Origin of the sequence: Kribbella sp. NPDC056345, assembly GCF_042262745.1 — a bacterium.
In the GTDB taxonomy this organism is placed as follows: Bacteria; Actinomycetota; Actinomycetes; order Propionibacteriales; family Kribbellaceae; genus Kribbella.
Genome location: NZ_JBHJQQ010000004.1, coordinates 218,264 through 232,134 on the forward strand (window position 1 = coordinate 218,264; position 13,871 = coordinate 232,134).

General features: G+C 68.0%; 14 protein-coding genes. 9 read left to right on the forward strand and 5 right to left on the reverse strand.

Annotated features, from left to right (window positions below):
- The 3 genes from ACFCV3_RS15800 to ACFCV3_RS15810 all read left to right on the forward strand — a co-directional run bounded on the left by ACFCV3_RS15800 (position 1) and on the right by ACFCV3_RS15810 (position 2,624).
- Entirely contained in the window at positions 1-252 is a 252-nt protein-coding gene (locus tag ACFCV3_RS15800; protein WP_376030694.1) for a DUF4229 domain-containing protein, read from the forward strand.
- A 170-nt stretch (positions 253-422) separates the two neighbouring features.
- Positions 423-1,025 (forward strand): TetR/AcrR family transcriptional regulator C-terminal ligand-binding domain-containing protein, encoded by a 603-nt coding sequence (locus tag ACFCV3_RS15805; protein ID WP_376030696.1) that lies wholly within the window; start codon positions 423-425, stop codon positions 1,023-1,025.
- Between the two features lie 57 nt (positions 1,026-1,082).
- Positions 1,083-2,624 (forward strand): MFS transporter, encoded by a 1,542-nt coding sequence (locus ACFCV3_RS15810; protein WP_376030698.1) that lies wholly within the window; start codon positions 1,083-1,085, stop codon positions 2,622-2,624.
- A 59-nt stretch (positions 2,625-2,683) separates the two neighbouring features.
- Here the strand turns inward: ACFCV3_RS15810 and ACFCV3_RS15815 are convergent, their stop codons facing one another.
- On the reverse strand, positions 2,684-3,166 hold the full coding sequence (locus tag ACFCV3_RS15815; RefSeq protein WP_376030700.1) for a GNAT family N-acetyltransferase: 483 nt from the start codon (positions 3,164-3,166) through the stop codon (positions 2,684-2,686).
- A 40-nt stretch (positions 3,167-3,206) separates the two neighbouring features.
- Positions 3,207-4,226 carry a M48 family metallopeptidase gene (locus tag ACFCV3_RS15820; protein WP_376030702.1) on the reverse strand — a complete coding sequence of 340 codons (1,020 nt, stop codon included), beginning with the start codon at positions 4,224-4,226 and terminating at the stop codon, positions 3,207-3,209.
- 141 nt (positions 4,227-4,367) lie between these two features.
- Here ACFCV3_RS15820 and ACFCV3_RS15825 point away from each other — a divergent pair, with 141 nt between their 5' ends.
- Positions 4,368-4,973: a M23 family metallopeptidase gene (locus tag ACFCV3_RS15825; protein WP_376030704.1), complete on the forward strand. Its 606-nt coding sequence runs from the start codon at positions 4,368-4,370 to the stop codon at positions 4,971-4,973.
- A 70-nt stretch (positions 4,974-5,043) separates the two neighbouring features.
- Positions 5,044-6,159 carry a PLP-dependent cysteine synthase family protein gene (locus tag ACFCV3_RS15830; protein WP_376030706.1) on the forward strand — a complete coding sequence of 372 codons (1,116 nt, stop codon included), beginning with the start codon at positions 5,044-5,046 and terminating at the stop codon, positions 6,157-6,159.
- 39 nt (positions 6,160-6,198) lie between these two features.
- Here the strand turns inward: ACFCV3_RS15830 and ACFCV3_RS15835 are convergent, their stop codons facing one another.
- A complete protein-coding gene (locus tag ACFCV3_RS15835) occupies positions 6,199-6,657 on the reverse strand; it encodes a MarR family winged helix-turn-helix transcriptional regulator (RefSeq protein WP_376030708.1) in 459 nt (152 codons plus the stop codon).
- A gap of 76 nt (positions 6,658-6,733) precedes the next feature.
- Here ACFCV3_RS15835 and ACFCV3_RS15840 point away from each other — a divergent pair, with 76 nt between their 5' ends.
- Positions 6,734-7,939 (forward strand): FAD-dependent oxidoreductase, encoded by a 1,206-nt coding sequence (locus tag ACFCV3_RS15840; protein ID WP_376030709.1) that lies wholly within the window; start codon positions 6,734-6,736, stop codon positions 7,937-7,939.
- Here ACFCV3_RS15840 and ACFCV3_RS15845 read toward each other — a convergent pair.
- A complete protein-coding gene (locus tag ACFCV3_RS15845; protein ID WP_376030711.1) occupies positions 7,897-8,769 on the reverse strand; it encodes a 1,4-dihydroxy-2-naphthoate polyprenyltransferase in 873 nt (290 codons plus the stop codon). The two genes, ACFCV3_RS15840 and ACFCV3_RS15845, sit on opposite strands and share 43 nt — an antisense overlap.
- 36 nt (positions 8,770-8,805) lie before the next feature.
- On the opposite strand from ACFCV3_RS15845, the gene menE reads away from it, so the two are divergent.
- Genes menE through menD form a run of 3 tightly spaced genes read left to right on the forward strand, consistent with a single transcriptional unit; the run spans position 8,806 to position 12,445 of the window.
- The gene (menE, locus tag ACFCV3_RS15850; RefSeq protein ID WP_376030713.1) at positions 8,806-9,885 is read left to right on the forward strand and encodes an o-succinylbenzoate--CoA ligase; all 1,080 of its coding nucleotides are present in this window, start codon (positions 8,806-8,808) and stop codon (positions 9,883-9,885) included.
- Positions 9,882-10,808 (forward strand): o-succinylbenzoate synthase, encoded by a 927-nt coding sequence (locus ACFCV3_RS15855; RefSeq protein WP_376030715.1) that lies wholly within the window; start codon positions 9,882-9,884, stop codon positions 10,806-10,808. The genes menE and ACFCV3_RS15855 overlap by 4 nt, the downstream gene beginning before the upstream one ends.
- A complete protein-coding gene (gene menD / locus ACFCV3_RS15860) occupies positions 10,805-12,445 on the forward strand; it encodes a 2-succinyl-5-enolpyruvyl-6-hydroxy-3-cyclohexene-1-carboxylic-acid synthase (protein ID WP_376030717.1) in 1,641 nt (546 codons plus the stop codon). Before ACFCV3_RS15855 ends, menD begins: the two co-directional genes overlap by 4 nt.
- Here menD and mptB read toward each other — a convergent pair.
- Entirely contained in the window at positions 12,393-13,841 is a 1,449-nt protein-coding gene (gene mptB / locus ACFCV3_RS15865; RefSeq protein WP_376030720.1) for a polyprenol phosphomannose-dependent alpha 1,6 mannosyltransferase MptB, read from the reverse strand. The two genes, menD and mptB, sit on opposite strands and share 53 nt — an antisense overlap.
- Positions 13,842-13,871: the final 30 nt, after the last annotated feature.

The following is a 13,871-nucleotide window of genomic DNA, read 5'->3' on the forward strand; positions in this document are numbered from 1 at the left end:
ATGCAGGAATTCGCCGTCTACACCGGGTTGCGGGCCGGGTTGTTCGCGATCTGTTTCGCGGTGCTGTACTTCCCGCTGCGGAACCAGCTGAGTGTCTTCCCGTTGCTGCTGGTGGCGCTGATCATCTCGTCGATCCTGTCGATCTTCGTCCTGCGGGCGGCACGGGACCGGCTGGCCGGGAAGATCGAGCACCGCGCCGGCAAGATCTCGCAGCGGATCGAGCAGACCCGCACCGCCGAGGACGACCAGTAACGGTTCCCCGCTCCTGACGCCGTACCACTGCATCGAGTGGTACGGACAGTGACGCACGCCACTTTTCTGCTGCCCGAAAAACCTTTGTGCATCCATTCACATGAGGCGTACCGTGATGGATAGAACGAAACGGTTTCGTTCTATCTGCAACCGGACGCTTACTCAGGGTGATGATGATCGAAACTGCACGGCAGCGGCCCCGGGTCGAGGGTGGTCGCGAGGAGGAGATCCTCGAGGCGACCGTCACGGTGCTGGCCGAGCTCGGCTACGACCGGCTGACCATGGACGCGGTCGCGGCGACGGCGAAGGCGAGCAAGGCGACGCTGTACCGGCGCTGGTCGACCAAGGCCGATCTGGTCGTGGAAGCGATCAGCCGGGCCAAGGGCTGCCCGCTGCCGGAGGATGTCGACACCGGCAGCCTGCGCGGCGACCTGATCGCGATGTCGTGCGGCGAGGGTGGGTTCACCGACGAGCTTCCGATGTCGGTGATCGCCGGGCTGGTGACGGCACTGCACCGCGACGTGGACCTGCAGAAGGCGTTCCAGGAGCGGTTCCTGGCGCCGCGACAGCACATCAGCGCCGGGGTCTACACCCGGGCCGTCGCCCGCGGTGAGATCGGGCCGGACGCCGACATCGAGATGCTCTCGGTGACGCTGCCGGCCGTGATCGTGCACCAGGCCTACATCCTCGGCCAGCAGCCGACCGAGGAACTGATCCTCCGAGTGATCGACCACATCATCCTGCCTGCGGCGCGGGGGTCGCAGGCAAGCTGACCGGCGAGGGGCTGGTCGGCGCATCCGTGAGGCACTGCGCAAGAGGGGAAACTTTTCATGTCCGAAGACGTCGTCAAGGGCGATCGCCCGGTCGACTCCGTGCCCGAGCACGGGCACCGCAATCTGGGGATCGCGCTGGCGCTGATCAGCATGGCGCAGTTGATGGTGGTGCTGGACGGCACCGTCGTCAACATCGCGCTGCCGCACATCAAGGACGCGCTGGGCTTCACCGACGCCACGCTGACCTGGGTCGTCAACGCGTACGCGCTGGCCTTCGGCGGCCTGCTGCTGCTCGGTGGCCGGATGGGTGACATCCTCGGCCGCCGCAAGGTGTTCATCTTCGGTGTCGTCCTGTTCGGGGTGGCATCGTTCGTCGGCGGTATCGCGCAGAGCGAGAGCGTGCTGCTCGCCAGCCGGATCCTGCAGGGTGTCGCGGCGGCCGCCGCCTCACCGAACGCACTGGCACTCATCACCACCACCTTCCCGGCCGGCAAGGAACGCAACCGGGCGATGGGCGTGTACGCCGCGATGTCCGGGGCCGGTGCGGCCGTCGGCCTGATCCTCGGTGGCGCGCTGACCGAGCTGTCGTGGCGCTGGACCTTCTTCATCAACACGCCGATCGGCCTGATCGTCGCCGTACTGGCCTTCCGCTACCTGGGGGAGTCGGCGCGCCAGAAGGGCAGGTTCGACCTGCCGGGTGCGATCACCGGGACGGTCGGTCTGACCGCGCTGGTCTACGGTCTGACCCGCGCCGGCTCCGAGGGCTGGGGCGACGCGTTGACGCTGGCCTTCATCATCGGCGGGGTGGCGCTGATCGGGGTGTTCCTGCTGATCGAGGCCCGCTCGCGGCACGCACTGATGCCGTTCCGGATCCTCGCGAACCGGACCCGCGGGGTCAGCTTCTTCGTGATGCTGATCGTCGGTGCCGCGATGTTCTCGATGTTCTACTTCCTGGGCATCTTCGTGCAGATGATCATGGGCTACAGCGCGATCGTGACCGGTCTCGCCTTCCTGCCCTTCAGCGTCGGCATCGTGGTCGCGGCGCAGGTCGCCTCGACGCTGATCGCCCGGATGGACCCGCGCTGGATCTCGGGTGCCGGTGGGTTGTTCGTCGCGGCCGGCATGTTCGGCTTCAGCCGGCTCGCGGTCGACTCGACGTACGTGACCGACCTGCTGCCGTTCATCCTGCTGCTGTCCTTCGGGATGGGCCTGATCTTCGTACCGCTCACGCTGACCGCGGTCAGCGGGGTCGCCGACGAGGACTCGGGCGTGGGCTCCGCCGTACTGAACACGGTCCAGCAGATCGGTGGAGCGATCGGCCTGGCGCTGCTCGGCACGGTCTCCACCAATGCGATCAAGGACAAGTTCACCGAGCTGGCCCCGGGCCTGCAGAAGGCCGCCGAGGCCGGGCAGTCGCCGGAGCAGCTGGAGCAGCTGAAGAACCAGTTCACCGCGGTCGCCACCACGCACGGGTTCACCCGCGCGTTCCTCTGGTCGACCTTCCTGGCCCTCGGATCGGCGATCATTACCCTGATCGGCCTGTCGGTCAAGCACAAGGACCTCGCCGGCGACGGCAAGACCCCGGTGCACATCGGCTGATCGCCCCGCATGCTGAAAGGCCCGCTTCCCGGGAGGGGGGAAGCGGGCCTTTCTCTGCTCTACAGACTCTTCTGCATGATCTTTTCTCTGAGGACGCGGTCGCCGTCGACCTCTTCCTGGCTACCGGTCACGGCGTACCCGCTGCGTGCGTAGAGCCCGATCGCCTTCTCATTGCCCTCAGCAACCATCAGTTCGAGGGTGTGGGCGCCGCTGCCGCGCGCGCCTTCCTCGACCCAGGCCATCAGCAAGTCGCCGACGCCCTTCCCGCGACCGGCCGGCGCGACCCACATCGACATCAGCACGATCACGCCGTCCGCCTCCGCAGGAGCGCCGCTGCACATACCGACCGGCGTACCGTCGTGGTAGACCACCGCGTTGCGAGCGCCCGGCATCTCCAGCCGGGCCCGCCACTTCTCTTCCGGCGCGTCCACCCAGTCGGCCAGCTTCGAGCCGAACGCGTACGGCGCCTCGGCCAGTGCCGCCAGCCGCAGGTCCCGCCAGACCTTCCAGTCGTCGGACGTGAGCTCCTGAACTTCGATCATGCCGCCAGGATCCCTCGGTTGCTGGTCCGGCGACACTCAATTAGCGCGGCGGGCGGAGTTTGTCGGAGACCCAGTCGCGGACGCCGCCGAGGCCGTCGCCGAGGTCGCGGAGGAGTTTGGCGAGAGGGTCCTGTGAGCGGGCGAAGGCGTCGCTGTAGGACTTGGCGGCGTTCTTCGCCTCCTGCGACATCGAGGCGTTGTCGTCGTCCTGGCGCTTGGGGTAGTCGCCGGAGACGACTGTCGTGTACTCGCCCTCGTCGACCCAGCGGCGCAGCTCGTGCGCGCGGATGACGGCCAGCGGGTGCGACTGGGCCTCGAGGAGCAGCAGCTTCAGGACGCTGTCCCGCAGGTCGCCGGAGCTCTCGTACTCCGTGCCCTGCGCGAGGAAGGCAGTGGTGTCGAGCTCGGCGAGCTGACCGCCGCTGGCCAGCTTCATCTGCACGCGGAGCGCGACGGCCGGATCCTGTACGGCGAGGAGGCCGGCGCGGTCACCGGACAGCTCGGCCTTGCGGGACCACTCGTGCAGCGCGGCGATGATCGCCCGGATGCCCAGTGCGCCGATCGGCATCCAGTTCATCGCACCGGTCAGGCGCATCAACCAGAACAGCAGCGACTGGTACAGCGCGTGCCCGCTCTGCGCGTGGCCGAGCTCGTGACCGAGGATGAACCGCAGCTCCTCCTCGTCGAGACCCTGCAGCAGGGCGCTGTTGACGACGATGATCGGCTTGTCCAGACCGATCGTGAACGCGTTCCAGATCGGGCTGTTGGTGACGTAGAGCTCGGGCAGCTGCCGTACGTCGAGAGTGCTGCCGGCCTCGGTGTAGAGCCGGTGGACCCGTGGGAACTGGCGCTCGTCGACCCGGATCGCCGATCCGAGGAACTGCAGCCGGACGGCGCGCTCGTCGATCAGCCCGGAGATCTTCCGCAGCACGAAGTCGAAGCCCTTGAGCTGCCGAAGCGCCACCAGAGCGCCTCGGTCGGCCGGGTGCTCCCACGCGCGCGAACTGATGTCCGTCAGCGTGACCCTGGTCCTGGTCGGCCGGTCGTCGTTGTTGGTCATCGTTCCCCCACAGGTCGTCGTGTGCGTCCCAAGGTAGCTCGCTTCGGGGGTCTGACCGACTTTGGCCGGATTGCTCGTAAGTGCAATCTCGAACCGGCACGCTGGTGAGGACATAGTCTCCAACCGCCCCTGGAGGACCAGATGATCCGCCCTGCCCTCAGTGCGGCAGTCGCCTTGGCTGCACTGACAGTCGCGCCGGCACTCCCCGCCGGCGCCGCCCACGACCCCGCACCCGCCCCGAACAGCTACATGGCCCAGCGGGCCGCGTTACAGCAGAACAGGTCCGCGGACGCCGTCACCGCGCGCCCTCTGCTCCGCGTTCCGTTCCGATGCGGGGAGAACTGGTCCGGAGCGAGCCGCTCCGGCCACAGCCCGTCGTACTACTCCGTCGACTTCAACTGGGGCTCGGGTCGCGACGACCTGGGCAAACCTGTGAAGACCAGTGCAGCCGGCACTGTCGTCCGGTCGGCATACGACGCCGGCGGGTACGGCAACTACATCGAGATCGCCCACGGCGACGGCTGGAACACCCTCTACGCCCACCTCCAGAACCGCGCGTTCGGTGTCGGCGCCCGAGTAGCCGTCGACGCGCAGATCGGCCGCGTCGGCGAGACCGGCAACGTCAGCGGACCCCACCTGCACTACGAGCAGATCCACAACGGCACAGTCGTCCCCGCCCTCTTCGGCACGAGCACCTGGGTCGCCTACCCCGGTCCCGCCACCTACGCCCGAGTCCGCGACTGCTGAACCACCTTGCCTCGGCCCCCGGGCGCGCTCGGAATACCTAAATCTTGACGGAGCACCTAGCCTGCTGCGCATGAGTGACAGCGGGGTTTGTCGTGAGGTGGACCGTCGGGACGAGAAGGCGCGCGCCTGGGTGTCGGAGGCGATCCGGATCGTCGAGGCGGATGCGAACCGGAGTGCGGACACGCATCTGCACGTGTTCCCGATGCCTGCGGTCACCGGTGTGGACCTTTATCTGAAGGACGAGTCGGTGCATCCGACCGGGTCGCTCAAGCACCGGCTGGCGCGGTCGCTGTTCCTGTATGCACTGTGCAACGGGTGGATCTCCGAGGGGACGCCGGTGATCGAGGCGTCCAGCGGGTCGACGGCGGTCAGCGAGGCGTACTTCGCCCGCCTGCTCGGGCTGCCGTTCGTGGCGGTGATGCCGGCCTCGACCAGCCCGGAGAAGATCGAGCTGATCGAGTTCTACGGCGGCCGCTGCCACTTCGTCGAGCGGTCCGGCCAGATCTACGGCGAGGCCAAGCGCCTGGCCGAGGAGACCGGCGGTCACTACATGGACCAGTTCACGTACGCCGAGCGCGCCACCGACTGGCGCGGTAACAACAACATCGCCGAGTCGATCTTCGAGCAGCTCTCGCTGGAGCAGTACCCGGTCCCGACCTGGATCGTGGTCGGCGCCGGCACCGGCGGCACCTCGGCCACCATCGGCCGCTACGTCCGCTACCAGCGCCACGACACCTCGGTCGCCGTCGTCGACCCGGAGAACTCGGCCTTCTTCCCCGCCTTCGAATACGGTGACAACGACTTCGCCACCGGCCGCCCCTCCCGCATCGAGGGCATCGGCCGCCCCCGCGTCGAACCCTCCTTCGTCCTCGGCGTCGTCGACCGGATGATCGCCGTCCCCGACGCCGCCTCCATCGCCGCCATGCAGTTCTGCTCCCGAGTCACCGGCCGCCTGGTCGGCGGCTCCACCGGCACCAACCTGTGGGGCTCCCTCCGCCTGGCCGCCGAAATGCGCCGTACCAACACCCGAGGCAGCATCGTCACCCTCCTCTGCGACAGCGGCGAACGCTACGGCAACACCTACTACGACGAAGCCTGGCTCCGCACCAGCGGCATCGACATCACTCCCTACCTGGCCACCCTCGACACCTTCGCCACCACCGGCGAATGGACCGAACCCCAGTAGTAGGCGCTTGGCCCACCACTACGTGTTCTTACCGACGGCTCAGGGTTCGGTGAGTTTGGTGGTTAGGTCGTCGGCGAGTTTGGTGAGGAGGCGGCCCAGGTCGGCTCGGTCCTGGGCGGGCCAGTCGTTGATGACGTCGCGGAACCAGCCGAGGACTGTGGTCATGTAGCGCTGGGCGGCTTCGGTGCCGGTGGGGGTCGGCTCGATGAGGCTGACGCGTTTGTCGTGGGGGTCGGCGACGCGCTGGACGAGGCCGCGTTGTTCGAGGGCTTGGACCTGGCGGGTGACGTGTGGGCCGACGACCTGCATGCGGTCGGCGATCTCGCCGACGCGGAGCGGGGTGCCCTCGGTGACGAGGGTGACGAGGATCGTCAGGCCGGGGCGGTCCAGGGACAGGCCGGTCGCGTCCATGGCCCGCTGAGCCATCCGGCCGCGGTTCATGGCCGTACTCAGCTGGGCGATCCGGGGGAGGACGGCCAGGAGGTCGTCATCGCTCATTGATTACCTAACTTAGGTATGTATATGCTTCAGGAGAACGATACCTAAAGTACCTATCTTTCTCGGAGGATGCATCATGACGCGCAGTGTGCTGATCTCCGGCGCCAGCATCGCCGGTCCGACGCTCGCCTACTGGCTGGACCGCTACGGCTTCGACGTGACCGTGGTGGAGAGGTCCGACGCACTCCGGGGCGGCGGCTACGGCATCGACATTCGCGGTACGGCGCGGGACGTGGTCGACCGGATGGGCCTCCTGCCGGTGCTGCGGAAGGCGCATCTCGACACCCAGCGACTCTCGTTCGTCGAACCCGACGGTGCGCCGATCGCGTCGATCCGGCCGGAACGCATGACCGGTGGGGAGGAGGGACTCGACCTCGAGGTACGGCGGGGAGACCTGGCGGACGCGCTCTACGGCTCGATCCGGGATCGCGTCGACTTCCGGTTCGCCGACTCGATCGCGCGGCTCGACGACCGTGGTGACCGGGTGGACGTGGTCTTCGCCAGTGGTGTGGAGCGGTCGTTCGACCTGGTGATCGGGGCCGACGGCCTGCACTCGAACACGCGCGCTCTGGTCTTCGGGCCGGAGGAGGACTACCACCGCTACATCGGCTACGTCTTCGCCGGCTTCACCCTGCCGAACGACTTCGGCCTGTCCCACGAAGGCGTTATCTGGAACGCCCCTGACCGGTGCGCGGTCCTCTACGCGCACGAGCCCGGCGAGCCGACGTACGGGTTCCTCACCTTCGGTCTGGACGAGCCGCCGTACGACGCCTTTCGTCAGCCGGAGGCGCAGCGGGAGCTCGTGGCGAGCCGGTTCCCGGACCAGGGCTGGGAGGTGCCGCGGCTGGTCGAGGCGATGCGGACGGCGGACGACCTGTTCTTCGACGTGGTCAGCCAGATCCACATGCCGGGCTGGTCGCAGGGACGGGTCGCTCTGGTCGGCGATGCGGCGTTTGCGACGTCGTTCATGTCAGGTCAGGGCTCGAGCGTCGCCCTGGTGGGTGCGTACGTGCTGGCAGGTGAGCTGGCCACCCATGAGGACCACACTGAGGCTTTCCAGGCCTACGAGCAGCGCGTGCGTGGATTCGTCGAGCAGAATCAGGCACTGGTCCAGTTTGGCCGCTCAAGCATCGCACCGGCGACCCAAGAGCTTCTCGATGCGCGCAATGAGGCGCTCCGCGGCCAGACCGTCAGCCATGAAGCAGGCGTGGCCGCTCACAGCGCACTGGTGCTGCCGGACTACGAGGCGATGAAGAGTCCGGCCGTGAGGCCGACTGCGTAGACGAGTTCGGTGAGGCCGGTGCCCTGCAGTACGGGGATCAGGGCCGGGCCGACGGCGTCGCTCAGCACGATGCGGATCGCCTTGATAGCAAGCGGTACGGCGATGAAGGCCAGCAGTGCCCAGGGGGTAGCGAAAGCAGAGGCGATCGCGAGGACGAACGCCAGTCCCACCAGCCCGGCGTACAGCTTCCGGGAGCGCGCAGCGCCCAGTACGACGGCCAGGGTGCGCTTGCCGGTCACCGTGTCGGTGGGGATGTCGCGGAGGTTGTTGGCGACCAGGAGTGCACAGGCGATCGCACCGACCGACACAGCACCCGCCACTGCGACCCAGCTCAGCTTCTCGGCCTGCACGAAGGTCGTGCCCAGTACCGCGACCAGTCCGAAGAACAGGAAGACGCTGACCTCTCCCAGTGCGCGGTACCCGTAGGGACGCTTGCCGCCGGTGTAGAACCACGCACCGACCAGTGAGGCTGCGCCGGCGACCAGCAACCACCAGCTGGAGGTGGCGCACAGCACGATGCCGAGTGCGGCGCCGACACCGAAGCAGGTGAACGCTGCGGTTTTCACCTGTCCCGGCGTGGCGACCTTGGAGCCCACCAGCCGCAGTGGGCCGACCCGGACCTCGTCCGTGCCGCGGATGCCGTCGCTGTAGTCGTTGGCGTAGTTCACCCCGATCTGCAGGGCCAGGGCGACGCCCAGGGCCAGCAGCGCCTTCCACCAGACGAAGGCGTCCAGGTACGCCGCGGCTCCGGTTCCGACCAGGACGGGAGCGACGGCGGCGGGGAGTGTGCGGGGTCGCGCGCCTTCGATCCACTGCGCAGGGGTGGCCATGGACAGAGATTCTTTCAGCCGTACGCTCGGACTGACATGTCTACCCTCCATCTGGTCCCCGGTACGCCGGACGCCGTGCTCCGCGCGCTGACCGGCGTACTGGATGGCAGCGGCCCGCCGTTCGCCCCAGTACCGGCGGATTTGGCGGCTGCGGAGCGGGTACGGCGTGCTGCGGTACCGGACCAGCCGTTGGAGGACGACTGTGCAGTCGTACTGACCACCTCGGGGTCATCTGGTGAGCCCAAGGGCGTCCTGCTGTCCCGGGACGCATTGGTCGCGTCAGCCGAAGCCACGCACGAGCGGCTCGGCGGACCGGGGCAGTGGCTGCTCCCGATGAAGCCGTACTTCGTCGGTGGTCTGCAGATCCTCACCAGGTCCGTGCTGGCCGGTCAGACGCCGGTGGTACTCCAGGACAGCTTCAGCGACTCCGCCGCGACCATGACCGGCTCCCGTTGCTACACGGCGATGGTGCCGACCCAGCTGGCCCGCTACCTCGAAACCGACCTCGACGCGTTACGAAGCTTCGACGCGATCATCATCGGTGGCGCGGCCACGCCGGCTGCACTGAAGACCCGTGCGGCCGAGGCGGGCGTCACCGCGATCCCGGCGTACGGAATGACCGAGACCGGCAGCGGCTGTGTGTACGCCGGTCTGCCGCTCACCGGGACGTCCATAGACCTCGATGACGGCCGCATCCTGATCAAGGGCAGCACGCTGTTCTCCGGCTACCGCCTGCAGCCAGAGCTGACCGCAGAGGTGCTGCGGGACGGCTGGTTCCGGACGCAGGACCGTGGTGAGCTCGTCGACGGCCAGTTGCGAGTCATCGGCCGCATCGACGACGTGGTGATCTCCGGGGGAGTCAACATCACCCTGCCCACGGTGCAGGCCCGACTGCTCGAGCATCCGGAGGTGAAAGACGCTGTGGTCCTCGGATTGCCCGATGCGGAGTGGGGGACCCGAGTGGTCGCGTATGTCGTGGGCGAACCGAGCCTTGCCGAGCTGCGGGACTACGTCGCCGAGGTGCTGCCTCGAACCTGGGCCCCGCGCGAAGTGCGCCATCTGGACGCACTCCCGATGCTTGCCTCCGGCAAGGTCGATCGGCAGGCCCTGCTGTGATCACGTACTCGATCGGCCTCAAGAACAAGTTCCGCGGCATCACCGTCCGCGAAGGCATGCTCTTCGAGGGTCCGGCCGGCTGGGCGGAGTGGAGTCCGTTTCTGGACTACGACGACGCCACCTCCGTCCCCTGGCTGCGCGCTGCACAGGAGGCCGCGTACGACGGTTGGCCGGCGCCACTGCGCGACGTCGTACCGGTCAACTGCACTGTCCCCGCGGTCAGCCCGGAGAAGGCCGCGGCGATCGTTCGATCATCCGGTTGCCGCACCGCCAAGGTGAAGGTGGCCGAGCCTGGTCAAACGCTCAAAGATGATCTCGCCCGGGTAGAAGCCGTGCGGGATGCGATCGGTCATGGTCAGGTGCGCATCGATGCGAACGGACTCTGGTCGGTCGATCAGGCTCTCCGTGCTTTGACCGAGTTGTCGCGTTTCGATCTCGAGTACGTCGAGCAGCCGTGCGCCGCGGTCGAGGACCTGGCTGCGGTTCGCCGGCGGACCGACGTACTCGTGGCCGCCGACGAGTCGATCCGCCGGGCCGAGGACCCCTTGCTGGTCAAGAAACTCGACGCGGCCGATATCGCGGTGCTCAAGGTGCAGCCGATCGGCGGCGTCCGTGCCTGCCTGGAGATCGCGGAACAGATCGGTCTCCCAGTCGTCGTCTCGTCCGCCCTGGAGACCTCGGTGGGCATAGCGGCCGGAGTCGCCCTCGCAGCGGCCCTGCCCGAGCTCCCGTACGCCTGCGGTCTCGCGACTGTCTCCATGTTCACCAGCGAAGTCGTCAGTGAACCGCTGCTGCCGGTGGACGGCTTCCTGCCGGTCAAGCTCGTGCAGCCTGACCAGCTCGAAGCCAACCGGGCCGACCCGGAGCGGACCGCCGTGTGGGAAGAACGCCTGACCCGAGTGCAACAGAGGAGTACCCGATGAACCCGTCCACTGCGTTCGCGACCGTGGTGGTCGACGAGCTGATCCGCTGTGGAGTCCGGGAGGCCGTGGTCTCCCCAGGCTCCCGCAGCGCCCCGCTGGCCCTCGCCTTGGCCGAGGCGGACCGCACCGGCCTGCTGCGGCTGCACGTCCGGATCGATGAGCGTACGGCGGGCTTCCTGGCGATCGGCCTGATCCGCGGCACCGGTCTGCCCGTGCCAGTGGTGACGACCTCCGGTACGGCGGTCGCCAACCTGCACCCGGCTGTCCTGGAAGCGTCGCACAGCGGACTGCCGTTGATCGTGCTGAGCGCGGACCGGCCGCCCGCACTCCGCGGTGCCGGAGCGAACCAGACGACCGATCAGCTCAAGGTGTTCGGCAATGCCGTGCGACTGTTCCATGAGATGGGCACTCCGGTCCGAGAGGTCGGCCAGGTTGCGTACTGGCGCTCACAGGTCGCCCGGGCAGTGGCCAATGCGGCAGGTGCGCGGTCGGCGGACCCGGGGCCAGTGCAGCTCAACTGCCCGCTCGCCGAGCCTCTGGTTCCGACTGAGGGTGAGGACTGGCCCGAGCCGTTGGACGGCCGCAGTACCGGGCCATGGACCGCCGTACACGCGGCCGCTGGTCAGCCGTCGGCTGTGGCACCCGGACCGAAGACCGTGGTCGTTGCGGGCGACGGTGCGTCGCAGGCAGCGCGGCTGGCGGCGGAGGGTGGCCGCTGGCCGTTGTTCGCCGAACCGTCCAGCCGGTCAAGGACCGGGCCCGCGGTCATCTCGGCGTACCGATTGTTGCTACAGGCAAGTGATCTGGCCGCCGAAATCGAACGGGTGCTGGTGTTCGGGCACCCCACGCTGTCCCGGCCGATCTCGAAGCTGCTCGCCCGCGCCGACGTCGAAGTGATCGTGGTCGCGCCGACTGGACTGTGGCCCGACCCGGCCCGCCGTGCCGCGGCCGTGGTTACCGGCCTAGAGGTCGCAGCTCCGGACACCACAGACTGGCTGGAGCGCTGGCAGCACGCAGACCAGACCGCCCGCCCGGCGATCGACAAGCTGCTCACCGACGGTCTCACCGGGCCGGGGATCGCGGCGATCGTCGGCGCCGCCGCCGGTGCCGACGGCATGCTCGTGGTCGCGTCGTCCAACGCAGTCCGCGATCTCGACCTGGCTCCGGTCGTCCCGATCCGGACCATCGCCAACCGCGGTCTGGCCGGTATCGACGGCACCATCTCGACCGCGATCGGCGCCGCCCTCGCGAACGCGGGACCGACGTACGCGCTGATCGGCGACCTCGCCTTCCTGCACGACGCGAACGGGCTCATCATCGGCCCGGACGAAGCGCGTCCGGATCTGCGGATCGTGGTGGTCAACGACAACGGTGGCGGGATCTTCTCCACCCTCGAACAGGGTGATCCGACCCACGCGTCGCACTTCGAGCGCATCTTCGGTACGCCGCACAACACCGACCTGGGCGCACTCTGCGCTGCGAGCGGGACGCCGTACCAACTGGTCGAGACCGCTGCGGACCTACAGGCCGCACTGGCGGCCACGGTGGCCGGTGTGGACGTGATCGAGGCCCGCGTGCCGCGGTCTACGCACCGACCGTTGGCTGAGGAGCTGGTTGCGGCACTTCGGTCCGTCTGACGACACGTGCCGGGTGCAGCTTGCGCAGCCGGTTGAGCAGCGGTGCGACGACCGCAATCACCAGTGCGGTCGTCGTGAGGATCGGAATGGTCGCACCGCGCAGTGAGGAGTTCAGTGGCGCAGCGATCGTGAAGATCAGACTGACTGCAGCAATGCTGGTCACCAGACGACGCCCCGGTCGAGCGACGGCCAGGAAGGGCAGACACCACAGGAAATACCAGTCATGGGCCGTCGGACCGAGCAGGACGATCGCCAGCAACGCTATGCCGACAGCACGGGCCGCGTGATGGATCGACGACCGCAGACTCAGTACGGCGATCAGGGTGATCGCCAGGAGCATTCCAGCCAGCTTCACAACTTCCAGAGCCTGCTCCGCCGCAGTGTCCTGACCGAACAGATCGAGTACGCCGTGCGCAGCGTCGCCGACCAGGTTGGCGATCGAGAACGGTGATCGAACCAGTCCTGGTACGTCGAGTGCGTTCAGCCAGCCCGAACCGACACCAGTGAACGCACCGACCGTCACCAGCGACAGCACTGACACCGCACCGGCAATAGCGAGACTGGCGAACCGCGACAGCCGTCCGGCCAGTGGACTCATCACTGCGGCGATGGCGATCACCACCAGCCCACCAGGAAGCTTCACAGCGGCAGAGATGCCGGCCACGACAGCCGCCGTACCCCAGTGGCCTGTGAGGGCCAGTGCGAAGGCGCTGCAGGCCAGACCGAGCATGAGGATGTCGTTGTGGGCAGCGCCGATCCCATGCATCAGCAGCATCGGGTTGGCGACCACCAGCCAGGTTGCGAACACCGGATCGACCCGGCAAGCCCTCGCGAGCCGCGGTACGGTCCAGGCGATCAGCACAATGCCGATCACTGCCAGCAGACGATGCGCCAGCATCAGCACGTACGGATCCATGGTCAGGTGGGACACCAGGCCGCCGTACGCGAGCGGTATCGGCCCGTACGGCGCCGGCGTCTCCATCCACCGTGGATCGACCGCCTCGATGATGGGGCCGGACAGTGCGGCCGGACCGACCGCATAGGGGTCGAAACCCTCGGCCACCAAAGCACCCTGCGCCGCGTAGCTCCAGGCGTCCCGGCTGAACAGTGGCGGGATCAGCAGCAGCGGCAGACTCCAGTACGTCGCCATCCGCACCAGCCGTGGCTTCTGGCCGGCCATGACGTTGCGGCCGACCTCCAGCCAGGCCCACGCCATCAGCCCGAGCCCGGCCACCATGAACGCCAGTGCGATCATCCGGCCGGCCAGTGTGGTGCGCAGATCGCCGGTCACCGGGAACGACGCCACCCATGACGAAGGAGGCACCACCGAGGTCACCAGACTGGTAACGGCGACGACGACAGAGCCCACCAGTCCACGGATCAAAGGCGAACGCACGGCCGGACACTAGCCCGGCCATGCGACGCC

Excerpts from the sequence above, each read along its gene's own strand:
- ACFCV3_RS15830 (WP_376030706.1), top strand. The coding sequence starts at position 5,044 with ATGAGTGACAGCGGGGTTTGTCGTGAGGTGGACCGTCGGGACGAGAAG.
- menD (WP_376030717.1), top strand. The coding sequence starts at position 10,805 with ATGAACCCGTCCACTGCGTTCGCGACCGTGGTGGTCGACGAGCTGATC.
- ACFCV3_RS15810 (WP_376030698.1), top strand. The coding sequence starts at position 1,083 with ATGTCCGAAGACGTCGTCAAGGGCGATCGCCCGGTCGACTCCGTGCCC.
- ACFCV3_RS15825 (WP_376030704.1), top strand. The coding sequence starts at position 4,368 with ATGATCCGCCCTGCCCTCAGTGCGGCAGTCGCCTTGGCTGCACTGACA.
- ACFCV3_RS15820 (WP_376030702.1), bottom strand. The coding sequence starts at position 4,226 with ATGACCAACAACGACGACCGGCCGACCAGGACCAGGGTCACGCTGACG.
- ACFCV3_RS15805 (WP_376030696.1), top strand. The coding sequence starts at position 423 with ATGATGATCGAAACTGCACGGCAGCGGCCCCGGGTCGAGGGTGGTCGC.
- ACFCV3_RS15835 (WP_376030708.1), bottom strand. The coding sequence starts at position 6,657 with ATGAGCGATGACGACCTCCTGGCCGTCCTCCCCCGGATCGCCCAGCTG.
- ACFCV3_RS15800 (WP_376030694.1), top strand. The coding sequence starts at position 1 with ATGCAGGAATTCGCCGTCTACACCGGGTTGCGGGCCGGGTTGTTCGCG.
- ACFCV3_RS15815 (WP_376030700.1), bottom strand. The coding sequence starts at position 3,166 with ATGATCGAAGTTCAGGAGCTCACGTCCGACGACTGGAAGGTCTGGCGG.
- ACFCV3_RS15840 (WP_376030709.1), top strand. The coding sequence starts at position 6,734 with ATGACGCGCAGTGTGCTGATCTCCGGCGCCAGCATCGCCGGTCCGACG.
- menE (WP_376030713.1), top strand. The coding sequence starts at position 8,806 with ATGTCTACCCTCCATCTGGTCCCCGGTACGCCGGACGCCGTGCTCCGC.
- ACFCV3_RS15845 (WP_376030711.1), bottom strand. The coding sequence starts at position 8,769 with ATGGCCACCCCTGCGCAGTGGATCGAAGGCGCGCGACCCCGCACACTC.